The sequence below is a fragment of the Thermosulfuriphilus sp. genome (genome assembly GCF_054026695.1).
This window is the reverse complement of sequence record NZ_JBPMLP010000021.1, coordinates 21094-37345: the sequence shown is the minus strand read 5'-3', so window position 1 is coordinate 37345 and position 16252 is coordinate 21094. Positions and strand designations below refer to the sequence as shown.

General features: G+C 51.9%; 12 protein-coding genes and 1 pseudogene. 4 read left to right on the top strand and 9 right to left on the bottom strand.

What is annotated here, in order from left to right; genetic code table 11:
* Positions 1–2: 2 nt before the first annotated feature.
* The 8 genes and pseudogenes from clpB to ACXJJX_RS03190 form a co-directional block, all read right to left on the bottom strand.
* Entirely contained in the window at positions 3–2594 is a 2592-nt protein-coding gene (gene clpB, locus ACXJJX_RS03225; protein WP_456431982.1) for an ATP-dependent chaperone ClpB, read from the bottom strand.
* A 329-nt stretch (positions 2595–2923) separates the two neighbouring features.
* Complete coding sequence (locus ACXJJX_RS03220; protein ID WP_456431980.1) at positions 2924–3277, bottom strand: histidine triad nucleotide-binding protein; 354 nt, start codon at positions 3275–3277, stop codon at positions 2924–2926.
* Positions 3278–3315: 38 nt separating this feature from the next.
* The gene (locus ACXJJX_RS03215; RefSeq protein WP_456431978.1) at positions 3316–3630 is read right to left on the bottom strand and encodes a hypothetical protein; all 315 of its coding nucleotides are present in this window, start codon (positions 3628–3630) and stop codon (positions 3316–3318) included.
* Positions 3631–3785: 155 nt separating this feature from the next.
* On the bottom strand, positions 3786–5216 hold the full coding sequence (locus ACXJJX_RS03210; RefSeq protein ID WP_456431976.1) for an RtcB family protein: 1431 nt from the start codon (positions 5214–5216) through the stop codon (positions 3786–3788).
* 18 nt (positions 5217–5234) lie between these two features.
* The gene (locus tag ACXJJX_RS03205; protein ID WP_456431974.1) at positions 5235–5657 is read right to left on the bottom strand and encodes an archease; all 423 of its coding nucleotides are present in this window, start codon (positions 5655–5657) and stop codon (positions 5235–5237) included.
* A gap of 76 nt (positions 5658–5733) precedes the next feature.
* A pseudogene (locus tag ACXJJX_RS03200) lies at positions 5734–7905 on the bottom strand (DNA internalization-related competence protein ComEC/Rec2); the annotation flags it as partial.
* Between the two features lie 66 nt (positions 7906–7971).
* Entirely contained in the window at positions 7972–8280 is a 309-nt protein-coding gene (locus tag ACXJJX_RS03195) for a MerR family transcriptional regulator (protein ID WP_456431972.1), read from the bottom strand.
* Positions 8281–8312: 32 nt separating this feature from the next.
* Positions 8313–10493 (bottom strand): vitamin B12-dependent ribonucleotide reductase, encoded by a 2181-nt coding sequence (locus tag ACXJJX_RS03190; protein WP_456431970.1) that lies wholly within the window; start codon positions 10491–10493, stop codon positions 8313–8315.
* 109 nt (positions 10494–10602) lie between these two features.
* Here ACXJJX_RS03190 and ACXJJX_RS03185 point away from each other — a divergent pair, with 109 nt between their 5' ends.
* Positions 10603–11586: a diguanylate cyclase gene (locus ACXJJX_RS03185; RefSeq protein WP_456431968.1), complete on the top strand. Its 984-nt coding sequence runs from the start codon at positions 10603–10605 to the stop codon at positions 11584–11586.
* On the opposite strand, the gene ACXJJX_RS03180 is transcribed toward ACXJJX_RS03185, so the two are convergent.
* Positions 11566–12654, bottom strand: a complete 1089-nt coding sequence (locus ACXJJX_RS03180; protein WP_456431966.1) for an HDOD domain-containing protein — start codon at positions 12652–12654, stop codon at positions 11566–11568. The genes ACXJJX_RS03185 and ACXJJX_RS03180 overlap by 21 nt on opposite strands.
* A gap of 94 nt (positions 12655–12748) precedes the next feature.
* Here ACXJJX_RS03180 and uvrC point away from each other — a divergent pair, with 94 nt between their 5' ends.
* From uvrC to ACXJJX_RS03165, 3 genes are read left to right on the top strand one after another with little or no spacing between them, the layout of a single operon-like run.
* Positions 12749–14617 (top strand): excinuclease ABC subunit UvrC, encoded by a 1869-nt coding sequence (uvrC, locus tag ACXJJX_RS03175; RefSeq protein ID WP_456431964.1) that lies wholly within the window; start codon positions 12749–12751, stop codon positions 14615–14617.
* 3 nt (positions 14618–14620) lie between these two features.
* Positions 14621–15217: an FmdE family protein gene (locus ACXJJX_RS03170; protein ID WP_456431962.1), complete on the top strand. Its 597-nt coding sequence runs from the start codon at positions 14621–14623 to the stop codon at positions 15215–15217.
* Positions 15214–16245 (top strand): molybdopterin-binding protein, encoded by a 1032-nt coding sequence (locus tag ACXJJX_RS03165; protein ID WP_456431960.1) that lies wholly within the window; start codon positions 15214–15216, stop codon positions 16243–16245. The genes ACXJJX_RS03170 and ACXJJX_RS03165 overlap by 4 nt, the downstream gene beginning before the upstream one ends.
* Positions 16246–16252: the final 7 nt, after the last annotated feature.

Here is a 16252-nt window from a genome sequence, read left to right as displayed (position 1 = left end):
CCTCATTCGCCTTTTTTGAATATCAGCTCTTTGCTGAGCTCGTCGTAATCGACGATAATATGGTCTCCGTCTTTAAAGGTCCCGTCAAGGATCTTGAGGGCCAGGGGATCCTCCACATAACGTTGGATGGCCCTCTTGAGTGGCCGCGCCCCATAGACTGGATCATAACCAACCTGGGCCAGCCAATCTTTGGCCGCATCTGTCAGGGTAATGGTGATCCGACGCTCCTCAAGACGTCTCTGGAGATAGCGCACCTGAATATCAACTATCTTTTTGAGATGATCTCGGGTCAAGGCGTGAAAGATGATGATTTCATCGACCCGGTTGAGGAACTCCGGCCGAAAACTGGCCCTTAAGGCCTCCATAACCCGACGTTCCATCTCAGCTCGGTTCCCAGGGCCAAGTTCCTGGATCCACTGGCTTCCGATATTTGAGGTCATAATGATGATGGTGTTGCGAAAATCTACTGTCCGTCCCTTACCGTCAGTCAGCCGTCCATCATCGAGGATCTGGAGAAGAATGTTGAAGACGTCTTGATGGGCCTTTTCAATCTCATCAAAAAGGATCACCGAATAGGGCCGCCGCCGAACGGCCTCTGTAAGATAACCACCTTCCTCGTAGCCCACATAGCCTGGAGGAGCTCCGATCAGCCGGGCCACCGAGTGTTTTTCCATGTATTCACTCATGTCGATCCGAATCATGGCTTGTTCGGTGTCGAACATGAATTCAGCTAGGGCCTTGGCCAGCTCAGTCTTACCCACACCGGTAGGCCCTAAGAATATAAAGGAGCCGATGGGTCGATTCGGATCTTTAAGGCCGGCTCGGGCCCGGCGGACAGCGTTGGCCACCGCCCGAATGGCCTCCTCTTGACCAACTACCCGTTGGGCGATCCGCTCTTCCATCTTAAGGAGTTTTTCCCGTTCACTTTCAAGAAGCCGGGAGACTGGAATCCCGGTCCACTTGGAGACTATCTCGGCGATATCCTCGGCATCGACTTCTTCTTTAAGGAAACTCTTTTCCTTCTGAATTTCAGCCAACTGCTGGTTGAGATCCTCAAGGCGACGTTCCAGCTCCGGAATGCGACCATAGATGATCTCCGCCACCCGGGTCAGATCTCCCTGGCGCTCGGCTTGTTGGGCTTCGATGCGGAGCTGATCAATTCTTTCTTTGATCTTCCGGATCTCCTGGATGACCTCTTTCTCTTTGCGCCAGTGGGCCTTCATCTCTTCGGCCTGACGGCGAAGATCCTCAAGGGTAGATTCTAGCTTGGCTAATCTCTCCCGGGCCGCTGGATCGGTCTCTTTCTTAAGAGCTTCGCGTTCAATCTCCAGCTGCATGATCTTACGTTCGATCTCGTCGATCTCACTAGGAAGGGAATCTATCTCGATGCGGAGTTTGGCTGCGGCCTCGTCAATAAGATCGATAGCCTTGTCCGGCAGATAGCGATCCGTGATATAACGATGTGAAAGGGTTACTGCAGCGATGATGGCGCTGTCGGTAATCCTCACTCCGTGGTGAACCTCATATTTCTCCTTGAGCCCCCGAAGAATAGCAATAGCCTCCTCCACCGTAGGCTCATCCACATAGACCGGTTGGAAACGACGCTCAAGGGCCGGATCCTTTTCGATATATTTGCGGTATTCATCAAGGGTAGTAGCCCCTATACAATGGAGTTCCCCGCGGGCCAGGGCTGGTTTGAGCATATTTGAGGCGTCCATAGCCCCCTCGGCTGCCCCGGCTCCTACCAAGGTGTGGATCTCATCAATGAAGAGGATAATCTCCCCCTGGCTCTGCTCGACCTCTTTGAGTACGGCCTTAAGGCGTTCTTCAAACTCACCCCGGAACTTGGCCCCGGCAATAAGAGCCCCCATGTCCAATTGGATGAGGCGTTTGTCTTTAAGGGGCTCAGGAACATCACCGGCGACAATTCTCTGAGCCAACCCCTCAACTATAGCTGTCTTCCCCACACCCGGCTCACCAACTAACACCGGGTTGTTCTTTGTCCGCCGGGAGAGGATCTGGATAACTCGACGGATCTCTTCATCTCGGCCGATGACCGGATCAAGTTTGCCGGCTTTGGCTAAGGCAGTGAGATCTCGGCCAAACTTCTCCAGAGCTTGATATTTATCCTCAGGGCTCTGATCGGTGACCCGCTGGTTGCCCCGGATGGACTTGATAACCTCGGCAGCCGCCTCTTTAGTTATTCCCCGCCGGGCCAAGACCTGGGCCGCCGGAGTTCCAGACTCAAGAATGGCCAATAGAAGGTGTTCAACCGAAACAAATTCATCCCGCATCTCAGCAGCAATCTTAAAGGCCCGGTCAAGAACCTGTTTTAAGGCCGGGGAGATGTAGACCTGGAATCCAGGTCCTCCAACCTTGGGAAACTTGGCAAGTTCCTCCTCCAAGTCTGCAGCCACCAGGGAGGAATTTATCCCCAGACGCTCAAGGATTATAGGAACAAGACCCCCTTCCTGCTCCACCAGGGCCTTGAGGAGGTGTTCGGGCTCAAGCTGTTGGTGGCCCGCAGATTCGGCCGCTTGTTGGGCACTCTGCAAGGCCTCCTGAGACTTAAAAGTGAACTTATCCATTCTCATAGTGTTCTTTCCTCCGTTTTTTAATGTTTCAATTATTAACTTTGTTTGCGCCAAGGAAGGTAAGGATGGCCCATTGCCCTGTCAACCGAGTAAGGGCCATCAAAACTTGACATAGGAGCAAATAGAGGCTAAAAAAGAGATACCTTTTGGGCCATGGCAGCCCTTGAGGGGGAAATTACCCCTCAAGGGCTTTTTTATTTGAAACCCATGGAGGTTGGGTAACGGTCGTCGCCCCCGGATCTTGGTGATCCGGGGGTATTTCTTTTTGGAGCACCCTTTATCTTTGTTTAGTAGATATTTTTGCCTTTATCGTCCGTGCTGGCCTAAACTTAAATGTAAAGGCTTTGGGGCCCTTCCAGCCAACCACCCAAAAGATGAAGGTGAAGGTGGAAGATCACCTGCCCTCCCCCACGTTCAACATTAAAAAGCAGTTTATAACCACTTTGAGCAATCCCTAACTCTTCGGCCACCTTCTTGCCGGCCATGATAACCTTGGCCACCAGCTCGGCGTCGTCTTCAGCGAGGCTGTTGATCGAAGATATATGGCGTCGAGGAACAATTAGAATATGGACAGGCGCCTGGGGGTTGATATCCTTAAAGGCCACCAGGTCTTCGTCCTGATAGACAAAATCCGCCGGGATCTCTCCCTTAATGATCTTACAGAAGATGCAATCCTTCTCCATCATCACCCTCCTTTAAGCTGGGCGTTTAAAAAATTTATTCAACCCATAAGAGGTGGATTTGCCCAAAAGGCTGAAAGAGCCCTTTTAAAGGACTCCAGATTCTCGGCCTTAAGGTCATAGAAGACCTCTACCACCTGATTGAGCCGCGAGAGTACCAACAGGTTCTCCGCCGATTCAAGATGGTAACCAGAGACTATCTCCTTAAACGTCTCTTTAAGAGGCACAGCCGAAGGAATCAAAAGCCCTTTTAGCCAGAGAAGTAGATCCTCTGAGGGATCAGGCTCTAGAAAGACAAAACCAGCCCTCAGCCCCCTTGGCTCATAGAAACGATAGATTCTATCTATCTCGGCCACCAACTGGCGAGCCCTGGGCCCAGTGTCTCTGAAAAATCCCAGAAGGGTTGGGGCCCCTTTGTAGATTCAGACAAAACAGGAGATCCCTGTAAGAGGGCCGGTAAGCATTCTGAGTTTGAACTTTACGGTTTTGTCCCCTGGTTTGAGCATACAAACTACCCTTTTATCACCCCCATGGGTTTTACCATAGCCACTTTTTGGGCTAGACCAGCTAGATGAGTGGCTTCAACTACTTTGGAGACATCCTTATAGGCCAACGGGGCTTCCTCGGCCACCCCCCTCATGCTCTTGGCCCGAATAACTATCCCCTGACGAGCCAATTTCTGGATGACATCCGCTCCCCGCCACTTCTTTTTGGCCGCATGACGACTCATGGAACGCCCGGCTCCATGGCAGGCCGAACCAAAAGCTTTTGTTGTCCCCTCAACAGTGCCCACCAATATGTATGAACAGGTTCCCATAGTGCCGCCAATGATTACTGGTTGTCCTACCTTTCTGTAGGCTACAGGAAGCTCCGGACGCCCCGGGCCAAAGGCCCTGGTGGAACCCTTCCTATGGACATAAAGGCGTCTCAGACGGCCATCCACCTCGTGTTCTTCAATCTTACAAGTGTTGTGACTGACATCATAGAGCACCCTGATATCGGCCTCAGGGATAATCTTCGCAAAAACCTCCCGGACAAGATGACTGATAACCTGCCGATTGGCCAGAGCACAGTTTACCCCGCAGGCCATGGCCTTATAGTAGCGCTGCCCCTCAGGGCTGTTAATCGGAGCACATACCAGTTCTTTTTCCCGAATAGGAATTCCGTATTTTCGAGAGGCCCCTGAAAGAACTTGGAGGTAGTCTGTAGCAATCTGATGCCCCAAGGCTCGTGAGCCACAATGGATGGAGATAATAACATCGTCTTCGGCCAGGCCAAAAGCCTGGGCCACTTGGTGGTCATAGATCCGTGAGACGTACTGGACCTCAAGATAGTGGTTCCCGGAGCCCAAGGTCCCTATCTGACGGTATTGTCTTTTTTTAGCCTCTATGGAAACACAAGAGGGATCTGCTCCGGCTAGGACACCGTTTTCCTCGATATAGTCAAGATCTTCTGGCAGGCCGTAGCCCCGATCAACGGCCCATTTGGCCCCTCCGACGAGGACCTCGTCAAGCTGGTTGGGAGAGAGTTTTATTTTGCCCTCTGAACCTACTCCGGCAGGGATAGTGACAAATAAGGCCTCTACCAGAGTCTCCAAAAGGGGCTCAACCTGCTCTCTCTTAAGGCCGGTAAGCAACGTTCGAACCCCACAGGAAATATCGTAACCCACCCCGCCAACGGAGATAATTCCCCCTTCCTCAGGATCAAAGGCCGCCACTCCCCCGATGGGGAAACCATAGCCCCAATGAGCATCAGGCATGGCCAGAGCGGCCTTGACAATACCTGGCAGGGTAGCAACGTTAGAAAGCTGCTCCTTGACCTTCTCATCCATCTCCTCGATCAAATCTCGGCTGGCAAAGATCAGCCCCGGGACCTTCATCTGGCCCCTTCTGGGGATCTCCCATTCATATTCACCTATTTTGACCAGGCTTTTTATTTCCATAGCCTCCTCCTCACATCTTCAGACGTCGACCACACACTGGGCTACATAAAGCCCGCCTTCTCGAGCCACCTTGGCCATGGTGTAGGTGGCCCCTTTAACCTCTACTCCCAGTTGGTGCCGAAAGGGATCAAGAGGCTCACCCGCCGCCCAGCCTGTAAGCCGAAGACCTTTGATCCGGGGGCCGAAGAGGCAAAAAACCATCTTCTCCATGTCAGCCAAGGAGAGCAGACGATTGAGCCAGAAGATTAGGAGGGACTCCAAGTCCTCGGCCACGCAGGTGATGTTTTCTATACGCCGGTCTGGCCTGAGCTGATCAAAGTTTTCCACCATCAGAGAGAACATGGCCCTGGCCGCATTGGCAAAGGCCTCTTCCAGGCTCTGGCCATAACCACGGACACCAACGTCGGCACCATGTTCGAAAACTTCGTAGGATGGTCCCATCTCTGCCCCCTTCAAGCCAACTAGTAACACCCAAACTATAACCATCACTATAAATGATAACAGCCCCATGGCGATCGGTACGCCAGACTTGGGCCCCCTGAAGTCTATACCTCTCAAGGATCTCCTCCCGGGGCAGACCAAAACGATTGTAGGCCGAAACAGAAACCACGGCCACTCTAGGACGAGCCGCTTTTACAAAATCAGGGCTAGAGGAACTCTTTGATCCATGATGGGGAATAAGGATAAAATCGGATCTGATCTCCTCAAGGGAAAGCATCTTTTCTCTTAAAGAGTCTATATCTCCGGGGAAGAGAAAAGAACAACGACCAAAGGTTACCCGAATTACCAGGGATCGCCGGTTAGTTGAGCCCGAAAGAGTCTGTGGAGGAGGGAGGAGATCAATCTCTACTGCCCCCAAATGAAGACGAGTCTTGTTTTTTACGATCCTAAGAGGGATTCTCTTCTCCTCAATATTGGCCATCAAACGTTGATATATCCTGCTTTGGTTCTTGTCTTCGGTCTTGATGAATTGCCCAACGGAAAAGGCCTTGACAATATAAGGAAGACCGGCCAAGTGATCGGCCTCGGGATGGGTAAGGATCACTGCAGAGAGTTTTCGAATGCCGAGCTTATAGAGGGCCGGAGCAATTACCAAGCGACCAGGATCAAATCCCGGCGAAAAGGGTCCCCCGCCGTCGATAAGAAGATTTCCCTGAGGGGTGCTAAGGAGGCAGCTTGATCCTTGGCCAACATCAAAGATAACTATCCGCAAAAGAGGCGGACGGGCCAGGTCCCAGGATAAAGCCAGTAGCAAGACTCCAGGAAGGACGAGGACAAGGGCCTTATGACGCCAGCAAAAAAATCCTAAGAGGCCGCCGACCAGAAAAAGGCCGCCGATTAGGCCGATTTCATTAAGTGGAAAGATAAGATTTGGAAGGTGAGAAAAAAGGTCCACTGTTTTTAGAACTAGCTGACAAAGGGCTTCAAGGATGTCCGAAAGGAAAAAAACACCAGGTCTAAGAGAAAAGATTAAGGCCAGGGGAACGAGCCCCCAGCCTACCAGAGGAACCAGAACCAGATTGGATATCGGAGCCAATAAAGGGAGACGGCCGAAAAAATAAAAAACAAAGGGAGCTGTGGCCAACCAGGCGACAACACAGACAAGGAATATTCCTCCCACATGGGCCTTAAGGCCAGAAGACCAAGTCTTAAGTCTCTTCTCAAAGAGGGCCAAGCCACTCACAGCAGCGAAAGAAAGGAGAAAAGAAGGCTGACTTATGGCCAAGGGCTCAATGAGAAGGATAATCCAGGCAGCAACAAGAATGAGAGCTGGCCAGGGGGGACGACGATCGGTCCAAAAACCAAAAATGAAAACAGCGATCATAATAGCGGCCCTACGGGCGGGGATACTTCCCCCTGAAAGCCCCGTATAGATAATAATCGCTAGCAGGGCCCCGAAGAGACTCAGCTTCTTGATGTTGAACCGATGGACTAAGAAGGTCGAACCTCGGACCAAAAACAGGAATCCACCTCCAACAAAAGTGGCCAAAAGTCCCATATGAAGGCCAGAGATGGCCAGAAGGTGGGCCGCCCCTGACCGGACAAAGGCCTCTCGGATTTCGGAAGAAATGCCTCGTCTCTGCCCGACAACCAGGGCTTTGATAAGGGATGATACTTCTGGAGAAAGATCAGAAGAGTCGATTTGCCGGGCAATTTTAAGCCGCCAGGCTTCAATAGCTGTTGTAAGATCCCAGCGGTGCCCGATCTTTCTCAGTAATAAAGGAGAGCTTACCGTCGCTAGAGAAAAAATACCTCTTGCGGCCAGATAGCCTCGATAATCAAAGGCCCCAGGATTATTAAAGTTCCGAGGCCGACGGAGCCTCAGGCGGGCCCTGATGATATCTCCTGGCATAAGATCCTTTTCTCCCCGAAGTCTGACCAATACCTTCCCCGAAACTGGAAGATCTTTCTTAGGACGATGAAGGATCCAGGCCTCAAGGACAAATACCTCCTGCCCCCAGGCCTTCTCCGGAGCTGTAGCTACCCGGCCAGAGATTATGTATTCTTGGCCAGAGACAACAAAATGGGCCAGGTCATGGGATGGAGGTTCAAGGCGACCTTCTGCATACCAGATCCCCAGAGCCAAAAAGATCCCCATCAGGGCCAGAAAGCGAAAGGAGCGAAGGAGAAAAATGGCTAGCGAGCCGGCCAGGATGCCGGCCCAGGGGCTGGTGCCATGTCTGGCCAAGAGGAGGCCCAAGGCAAAAGGAATAACAAGTAAAAGGGCCCTATTATAGGTAGTTGAAGGAAATGGCTAATCCTCCACTTCCACTATAGAGATAGATCGTTTTTCAGGAGGCTCTAGCCATTGAGGCCCAAAATGCTGCAGGGACTCGAGTCGTTCCAACAACCGGAGGATGATCTCGATGCCGGCCATATTGACCCCAAAGTCTTTAAGTAGACGAATCCGCTCAAGCCTCTTTAAGGCCTCGGGGCTAAAAAGAACCTCCTCTTCCCTTCGACAAACCGGCACCAATCCCTGACGCACATAGGCCCTTATGGCCTGGGGAGAAAGTCCGACCTTCTGGGCCACAATGTCGATCTTATAAAAGAATTCGACCATTCTTCCCTCACCCTCCCTTATTGGGACTTAAACTAATCACAACGAGAAAAGCCACAAGACCGACAGAGGTAGCATCCGCCCTCGCTTTCAAGGACTCCCCCACAATCCGGACAGTTTCCGAAGGCCGGTTCAGGCTCAGGCTTTATTTCCACCTTGAGAACCTCGGCCAGGACCTTGGCCACAGCATCCGGACAGGAGAGGATCTGTTGGCCCTCTTCCCAAGAAGGAGATGGACAACGAATACCAGAGAGCTGTTTGATGACGGACTCTGGCGCCACCCCGGCCCTTAAGGCCAGGGAAATCAGCCGGCTAGTAGCCTCGATTTGGCAGGCTGCACACCCGCCGGCCTTACCCATGGTGGCAAAGACCTCGCACAAACCGGCCTCATCCCAGTTGACTGTAACATAAAGATTGCCACATCCAGTCCGCACTCGGTGGGTAATTCCTTTAGTTGTCCTAGGACGAGGACGGGGGGCCAAGCGACCGGCCTCAAGGGGTCGTTTGAGCTCCAAGACCCCTGGACGACTCCCATAACGGAAGACTGTAATCCCCTTTAGCCCCATTTCGTAGGCCAGTAGATAAGCCCGACGGATATCATCTCGGCCAGCCTGATTAGGAAAGTTGATGGTCTTTGAGACGGCGTTGTCTACATGCCGCTGAAAGGCTGCCTGGATCTTTATGTGCTGCTCAGGGGGAACATCAAAGGCGGTGACGAACAGGTGGCGGAGATCCTCAGGGATCTTTTCAAAGGCCTGAATAGAGCCTGTCTTGGCCGCAGCCTCAATCAGCTCCTCCACCGGAAGACCCGCCTTTTTTAGGCTTTCTTTAAAAAGAGGATGGGCCTCCTTTAGCTCCGTTCCATCAAGGATCCGACGGCTATAAGAAACGGCAAAAAGGGGTTCTATCCCTGAAGAACAACCGGCAATGATAGAAAGAGTCCCCGTAGGGGCAATAGTGGTCGTGGTGGCGTTACGCATAAACGGTGTCTCCGGTCGATCCCAGACACTCCCCGGATAGGCTGGAAAGTTGCCCCTTTTTCTGGCCAGCTCAGAGCTGGCCTTCTTTGACTCCCGGGAGACAAAGGCCATTAGCTCCTCGGCTACCTCTATGGCCTCTTCGGAATTGTAGGAAATGCCCAACATAATAAGCATATCGGCAAAACCCATCATCCCTAGGCCGATTTTTCTGGTCCTCTTGGTGGTTTCTTCGATCTCTTTGAGCGGGAAGCGGTTAATATCAATGACGTTGTCCAAAAAGTGAACGGCAAGGTGAATAACTTCCTTAAGGCGCGGATAATCAATAACCCCGTCCCTGACAAAGCGAGAAAGATTGATAGAGCCAAGATTGCAGGATTCGTAGGGAAGAAGGGGCTGTTCCCCACAAGGATTGGTACTTTCTATATTTCCCAAATGCGGTGTGGGATTGGCCCGGTTAATAGTATCGATGAAGATGACCCCGGGATCACCCCTCAGCCAGGCATTTTCTACTAGGAGGTCAAAAAGTCTGGTGGCCTCCACCTCCTTGACTAATTCCCCATTTCGAGGATTGACTAGAGGAAACGGTTGTCCCCCTTTAAGAGCGGCCATAAAGGCATCGGTCAGGGCCACGGAGATATTAAAGTTGGTCAGTTTGGTAAGATCGCGCTTGACGGTGATAAATTCCTCGATATCCGGGTGATCTATCCGGAGGATACCCATGTTGGCTCCTCGCCGGGTGCCACCCTGTTTAATTGCCTCCGTAGCAGCATCATAGACCATCATGAAGGAAATAGGCCCGGAGGAGACCCCATGGGTGGTACGAACAATGTCACCTTTGGGACGAAGCCGGGAGAAGGAGAATCCAGTCCCTCCACCGGATTTATGTATAAGGGCCGTGTATTTCAAAGTCTCAAAGATGGATTCCAGAGAATCATCAATAGGGAGAACGAAACAGGCCGAAAGTTGACCCAGCTCCCGGCCGGCATTCATGAGGGTGGGAGAGTTGGGAAGGAAGTCCAGGTTGGCCATCAGATTGTAGAACTTTTGGGCCAGGGTCTCTACATCAGCCTTCTGATCATAAAGGAGGTCGGCCTCAGCTACTGCCCGAGCCACCCGCCAGAACATATCCTCCGGAGCCTCTAGGGGATTCCCTGACTCATCTCGCTTTAGGTAGCGTCTGGCCAAGACGATGAGGGCATTGTGACCGAGATTAAGTCTTGTCTCCGGAAGCCTCATCTAATAAACCTCCACTATGAACTTGACATCTTCTCCCGGGATGCTCAAAAGGCTTTACAGTCCTTTCAGGGAAGACCGATATAAGATTAAATACCAGCAAGGTTCAATAATGGTTGATAAAGCCAAAAAAGAACTCTCCTTTAGGATTGCCGAAACGGCCCGCGAGGCCCTCAAACGCATTGTCTCCCGGGGCCGCCCCCCTATACCAGCCTTTTACTCCGAAGAGTTTCGGCAGGTGGCTCAGGAGAAAGGATATCACGAACTCCTTGATCTCCTCAACGATCCCAAGTGTTTTAAAGAGGAGGATTTCCCCTACATAGTTGTCCAGGCAGGGGCGATTCTCGAGGCCGCCAAGGAGATCCTGATCGACCTCGGTCAGAGTACCACTGAACGGGTCGAGGCAATGGAAGAGTCCTTGGGGAAGATGGAAGCCGCTGTCCCTATTGAGGATTTTGAGGCCATCGTCAAGGAAGTAGATACTCTAAGGAGCCACAATCAGGCTTTAAAGGCTGAAGTAGAACAGGCCCGGGGGGTCATTGAAGACCAGACCCAAGAGATAGAAAGGCTACGTGAGAATATTCGAATTGACTATCTCACCGCTCTCCTCAACCGCCGGGCCCTTGACGAAGAACTAAAAGACGAAGTCCTTAGAGCCAAAAGGTATGGCTTTGAGTTGAGTGTGGCCATGCTTGATATTGACCATTTCAAACATATAAACGACACCTATGGCCACGCCATTGGAGACGAAGTCTTGAAAACCGTGGCCCGACTTCTCAAGGAAAATGTCCGGGAGGTGGACCGACTCTATCGTTATGGGGGTGAGGAGTTCTTACTCCTTATGCCCCATACCCATTGCCGTGATGCCTTAAAAGTCTGTGAGAGACTGATAAAAAAAGTAGGCGACCATCTCTTTAGCTTCCCCAATCGTGGTTTTTCCTTCCGGATCACCCTTTCTGCCGGAATCGCCGAACTGGAAAAGGAGGACACCCCTGAGAGCCTTCTTGAGCGGGCTGATGCCACCCTTTATGCAGCCAAGATCAAGGGCCGAAACAAGGCCTGTGGTTGCCTTTATTCAGACCGCGGAGACAAGTAGCTTGGTCTTCTCAAGTTCTCTAAGAAGCTCAGGCTCAATAAGGCTCCTTACCGGATAAGAAAGCCCCACGGTCTCACATATCCAAGGAGAAAGCTCATAGAGAATGGGCTCTTCGTTAAAAAAGCCCAACAAGTGACAGATATAGTCCGCTATGGAGACCAAAATAACCACCTCAGCTACCCATTGTGGCAGACCCCGAAGATCTGAGAAGGATGGCAAGTGGTGATAAGCCACAGAAAGGACAATTTCCTTAGGAAGACGCCAAAAGGAGCAAAGGAGTCCTCCTATGATGGTATGATTGTAACCATGGATTTTATCTTCTAGGACCACTGGAGGGAGGTCGAATTCTTCGGGAGAAAGGGCCATAGAGAGCCCTAGTTCTTCCTGGGCCGGGGGGAGAAAAAACTTGCCAATGTCATGGAGGAGTCCGGCAGTTAAGGCCAACCCTTCAGGAATGCCGGCCCTTAAGGCTAGCTGGCCGGCGACTATGGAGACCCCAGCAGAATGGCCCCAGAGATTCTGGACCTCTTCCTTGCCAAGCCCCTCAAGGCCCTTAAAGGCCCGACTGATCAACGTCTTAAAAAGGAGGGCCCTTACCTGATTGAATCCCAGGATAAGGATGGCCCGGTGGACCGAGGTCACCCGGGAAGCCCCAGAGGGACGACAGTAGGCAGAGTTGGCGACCTCAAGGAGTTTGGCCGAAAGCACAGGATCTGTGGCTGCCAGCCGGGAGATCTCCCGACTGTCGGCCTGGGGATCCCGAAGGAGTTCTGAAAGCCGAAGAAGGGCCCCTGAGGGAAGACCATGCTCCTTGAACCTCGCAAGTAAACGTTTTCTTTCTTCGGGTGCAAGGGCATCGATGACCTTGGGGCAGATCTTCTTGAGGCAGAAAATCTTGACAGAGTCCCGAAGGCGATCACTGATATCAATCTGGGGGGAGAAAGGTCCGTTAGAGTCCCTCTGGGGTGCTTCGGGCTCTTGGGCCTCCGGGAGTAAACGGTCCTCTTTCCCCTTGAGCCAGAAGACAAAGAGCAAGACTATAACCAAGATCAGAAGCCCATAATGCATCTAGCCTCTCCTGGTTTCCGACCCGGCAGGAATTGATAATAATATCGGATTAAGGAAAAATTTTTAAAAGCAAATAAACTTTTTAAGGCTAAAGATGGACAAATCTCCTTCCCCAAAAGATTGGCTCCCAGAAGGTCTAAACCTTGAACTGGCCCACCTTAGTCAGGACCTGCGGCAGATCCCTGAGGCCCCAGGAGTTTATATATTCAAGGATCAAAAAGGAGATTTTCTCTACGTCGGCAAGGCCAGAGATCTGAGGAAGAGAATCGCCAGCTACCTTCATCATGAGAGTCCTTCTCCCAAGACCAGGGCCCTTATCAGCCGGGCCACAAGCCTTGAGATCTTTCTTACCCGCAACGAAAAAGAGGCCCTCATTCTGGAGGCCAACCTGATTAAACGCTATCGGCCTCGCTACAACATCGTCCTTAGGGACGACAAGAACTATCCCCTTATTAGGCTAACTATCCGAGAAAGGTTCCCCAGAGTCCATCTCGTTCGCCGCCGCAAAAAAGACGGCCAGCTTTACTTTGGCCCTTTTACCTCGGCTAAAGCCGTAAAAGAGACCCTCCGTTTCTTGGGAGGACTCTTTCCTCTGAGGACCTGTGGCAATGCCGAATTCTCTCGACGGCTTCGGCCCTGCCTTAAATATCAGATCGGCCGTTGTACGGCCCCCTGTGTGGGTCTTATAAGCGAAGATGATTACCGCCAACTGGTAGACCAGGTGATCCTCTTCCTCCGAGGCCATAAACGAACCGTCCTTCAAAGGCTTAAAAAAGAGATGGAAGAGGCTGCAGAGAGGCTTGAGTTCGAAAGGGCGGCCTTCTTGAGGGACAGGATCAAGGCCATTGAACGAACTTTAGAGGACCAAGTGGTGGTCTCCCAAGACGAAAAGGACCGGGATGTTATTGGTCTGGCCATCAACCCAAAAGGACAGGCAGCCATAGCCCTGCTCTTTATACGTGGAGGCCAGCTTGTTGGTCAAAAAGGTTTTTACTTTCCTAGGGCCACAGAAGAAGGGGAGCTTCTCAACAGTTTTATCGAACAGTTCTATGATGAAGGCAAGCTTATCCCTGAAGAGATCATTCTTCCCGGGCCTTTGGAAGCCTCCGAGGCCCTCAACCAATGGCTAGAGGATTTGGCCGGTCACCGGGTCCGTCTAATTTGGCCACAGAGGGGAATGAGGGCCGAAATGCTCAAACTGGCCAAGGACAACGCCACAGAGATACTAAAAAGAGGCCCCAGTCCGGAGGGATCCTGGGAAGAGATAGCCCAGGAGCTTAAGAAAAGACTCCGGCTTCCTCAGACTCCCCATCGGGTAAGCTGTGTTGATATATCCAATATGCAGTCCGAGGCCCCTGTTGGATCTTTGGTCTCCTTCTTGGATGGAGAATCAGATAAGCCTGCCTATCGACACCTCCACCTTCGCTCACCAGGCCCTGACGACTACACCATGATGGCAGAGCTTCTCTCTAGAGGTCTCAAAAGAGGAGAAGATCTACCTGATCTTCTGGTTGTCGACGGAGGCAAAGGCCAGCTCAACGTGGCCTTAGAAATAATTAAAGATCTCGGGCTGGAGAATAGGATCAGTCTTTGTGCTTTGGCCAAGGAGAGGAAGGCCGAGGGAGAAAAGATCTATCTGCCTCAACGGAAAAATCCTCTTATCCTTTCCCCACAAAACAAAGCCCTTCTCTTCCTGATGAGGATCCGAGATGAGGCCCATAGGTTTGCTTTAAGCTTCCATCGACGCACCAGGGCCAAAAAGGCCCTGGCTTCTCCTCTGGAGGAAATTCCAGGGATTGGTCCTCGCCGCCGAGCCCGGCTCCTCGAACACTTTGGAAGCCTGGAGGCTCTAGCCCGGGCTTCAATAGAGGAAATAGCCCGGGTGCCAGGGATGACTAGGCCTTTGGCCAAAAGGCTGGACGAATATCTTCAGGCCAGATATGGTTCTAAACAGGATAAATGAAGGATGATTGAGAGCCAAAACTTCGAAGAATTCCTTAAGGAATCAGTAAAGACCCATGGGCACCTATGTCCCGGGCAAGTCCTGGGAGTGAGGTTGGCTATCCTGGGTCTTAAATTAATAGGCATCAGAGATCCCCGTGGGGCTGATCGAAAGAAATTCCTCGTCTACGTGGAGATAGATCGGTGTGCCACCGATGCCATCCAGTCGGTCACCGGGTGTAGCCTTGGCAAAAGGTCCCTTAAGTTTGTGGATTACGGCATAATGGCGGCCACCTTTGTCAACCTAGAAACGGGCCGAGCCTTCCGCATTGTTGCCCGAGAAGAAGCCCGAGAGCTAGCTGATCGTCTCTTTCCAGAAATCGAAGATCGTTACCGACGCCAGCTTGAAGCTTATCGGGTTTTAGGCGATGAAGAACTCTTCCAGACAGAGGAGGTCGAGGTCAAGGTGAATGAATTTGATCTTCCTGGCCGGCCCCGACGAAGAGTCCGCTGTGACATCTGTGGAGATTGGGTCCAGGATGGCCGAGACGTAAATAAAGACGGAAGGCTCCTCTGCCGAGCCTGTGCCTTTGGGGGTTATTTTAGGAGGCTTAAGGGATGAAATACCGAACCGTACCCGTAGAAGAAGCCGTTGGTATGGTCATCCCTCACGATATCACTGAAATTCGTCCGGGGATCTTCAAAGGACCGGCCTTCCGCAAAGGCCATATCATCACCGCCGAAGATATCCCCCATCTTAAGCGTCTGGGCAAGGATCACATCTATGTCATAGAGTACGAAAAGGACGACCTTCATGAAAACGAAGCCGCTCTCATCTTGGCTAAGGCAGTAGCGGGAGAGGGAGTCAGCTTTGATCCTGAGGTCGTCGAGGGCAAGATCACCTTTAAGGCTGCCCGAGACGGCCTCTTCAAGGTAGAAAAAGAGGCTCTTTTGGCCCTTAATCTCTTGGGGGAGGTTATGCTGGCTACCAGACACGGGAATCTCTTCGTCAGGACCGGGGAAAGCTTGGCTGCCGGCCGGGCCATTCCCTTGGTGGTCAAAAAGAGCCTGGTAGATCAAGCGGCTCAAATAGCCAGAGAAACTAGGGGTATCCTCAAGGTCCTGCCGTTTATAAGATCACGGGCTTCCTTGGTGATCACTGGCAGTGAAGTCTTCTATGGACGGATAAGCGATGCCTTTGAACCCGTGATGCGGGAAAAACTTAGTCTCCTGGGGGCGGAGATCATCTCCGTGGCCTTTGCCCCGGACGAGGTCGCCGTTATTCAGAGCCGTATTCAGTCGGCCCTGGAAGCTGGAGCCGAGTTCATTCTCTGTACTGGAGGCATGTCGGTTGATCCCGATGATGTCACCAGGGTGGCTATAAAAGAAGTTGGAGCCCAGGAGATATACTACGGCTCAGCCGTCCTTCCAGGGGCCATGTTCCTGGTAGCCTATATCAAAGACGTCCCCATACTAGGAATCCCGGCCTGCGCCATGTATCATCGGATTACGGTTCTCGATCTTGTCCTGCCCCGGATTATGGCCGGGGAGAAAATAGGCCGCCGGGAACTAGCCGAACTAGGCCATGGTGGCTATTGTTTGAACTGCAAACCCTGCCGGTTCCCAATCTGTCCTTTTGGACGAGGCTGATCTAGTC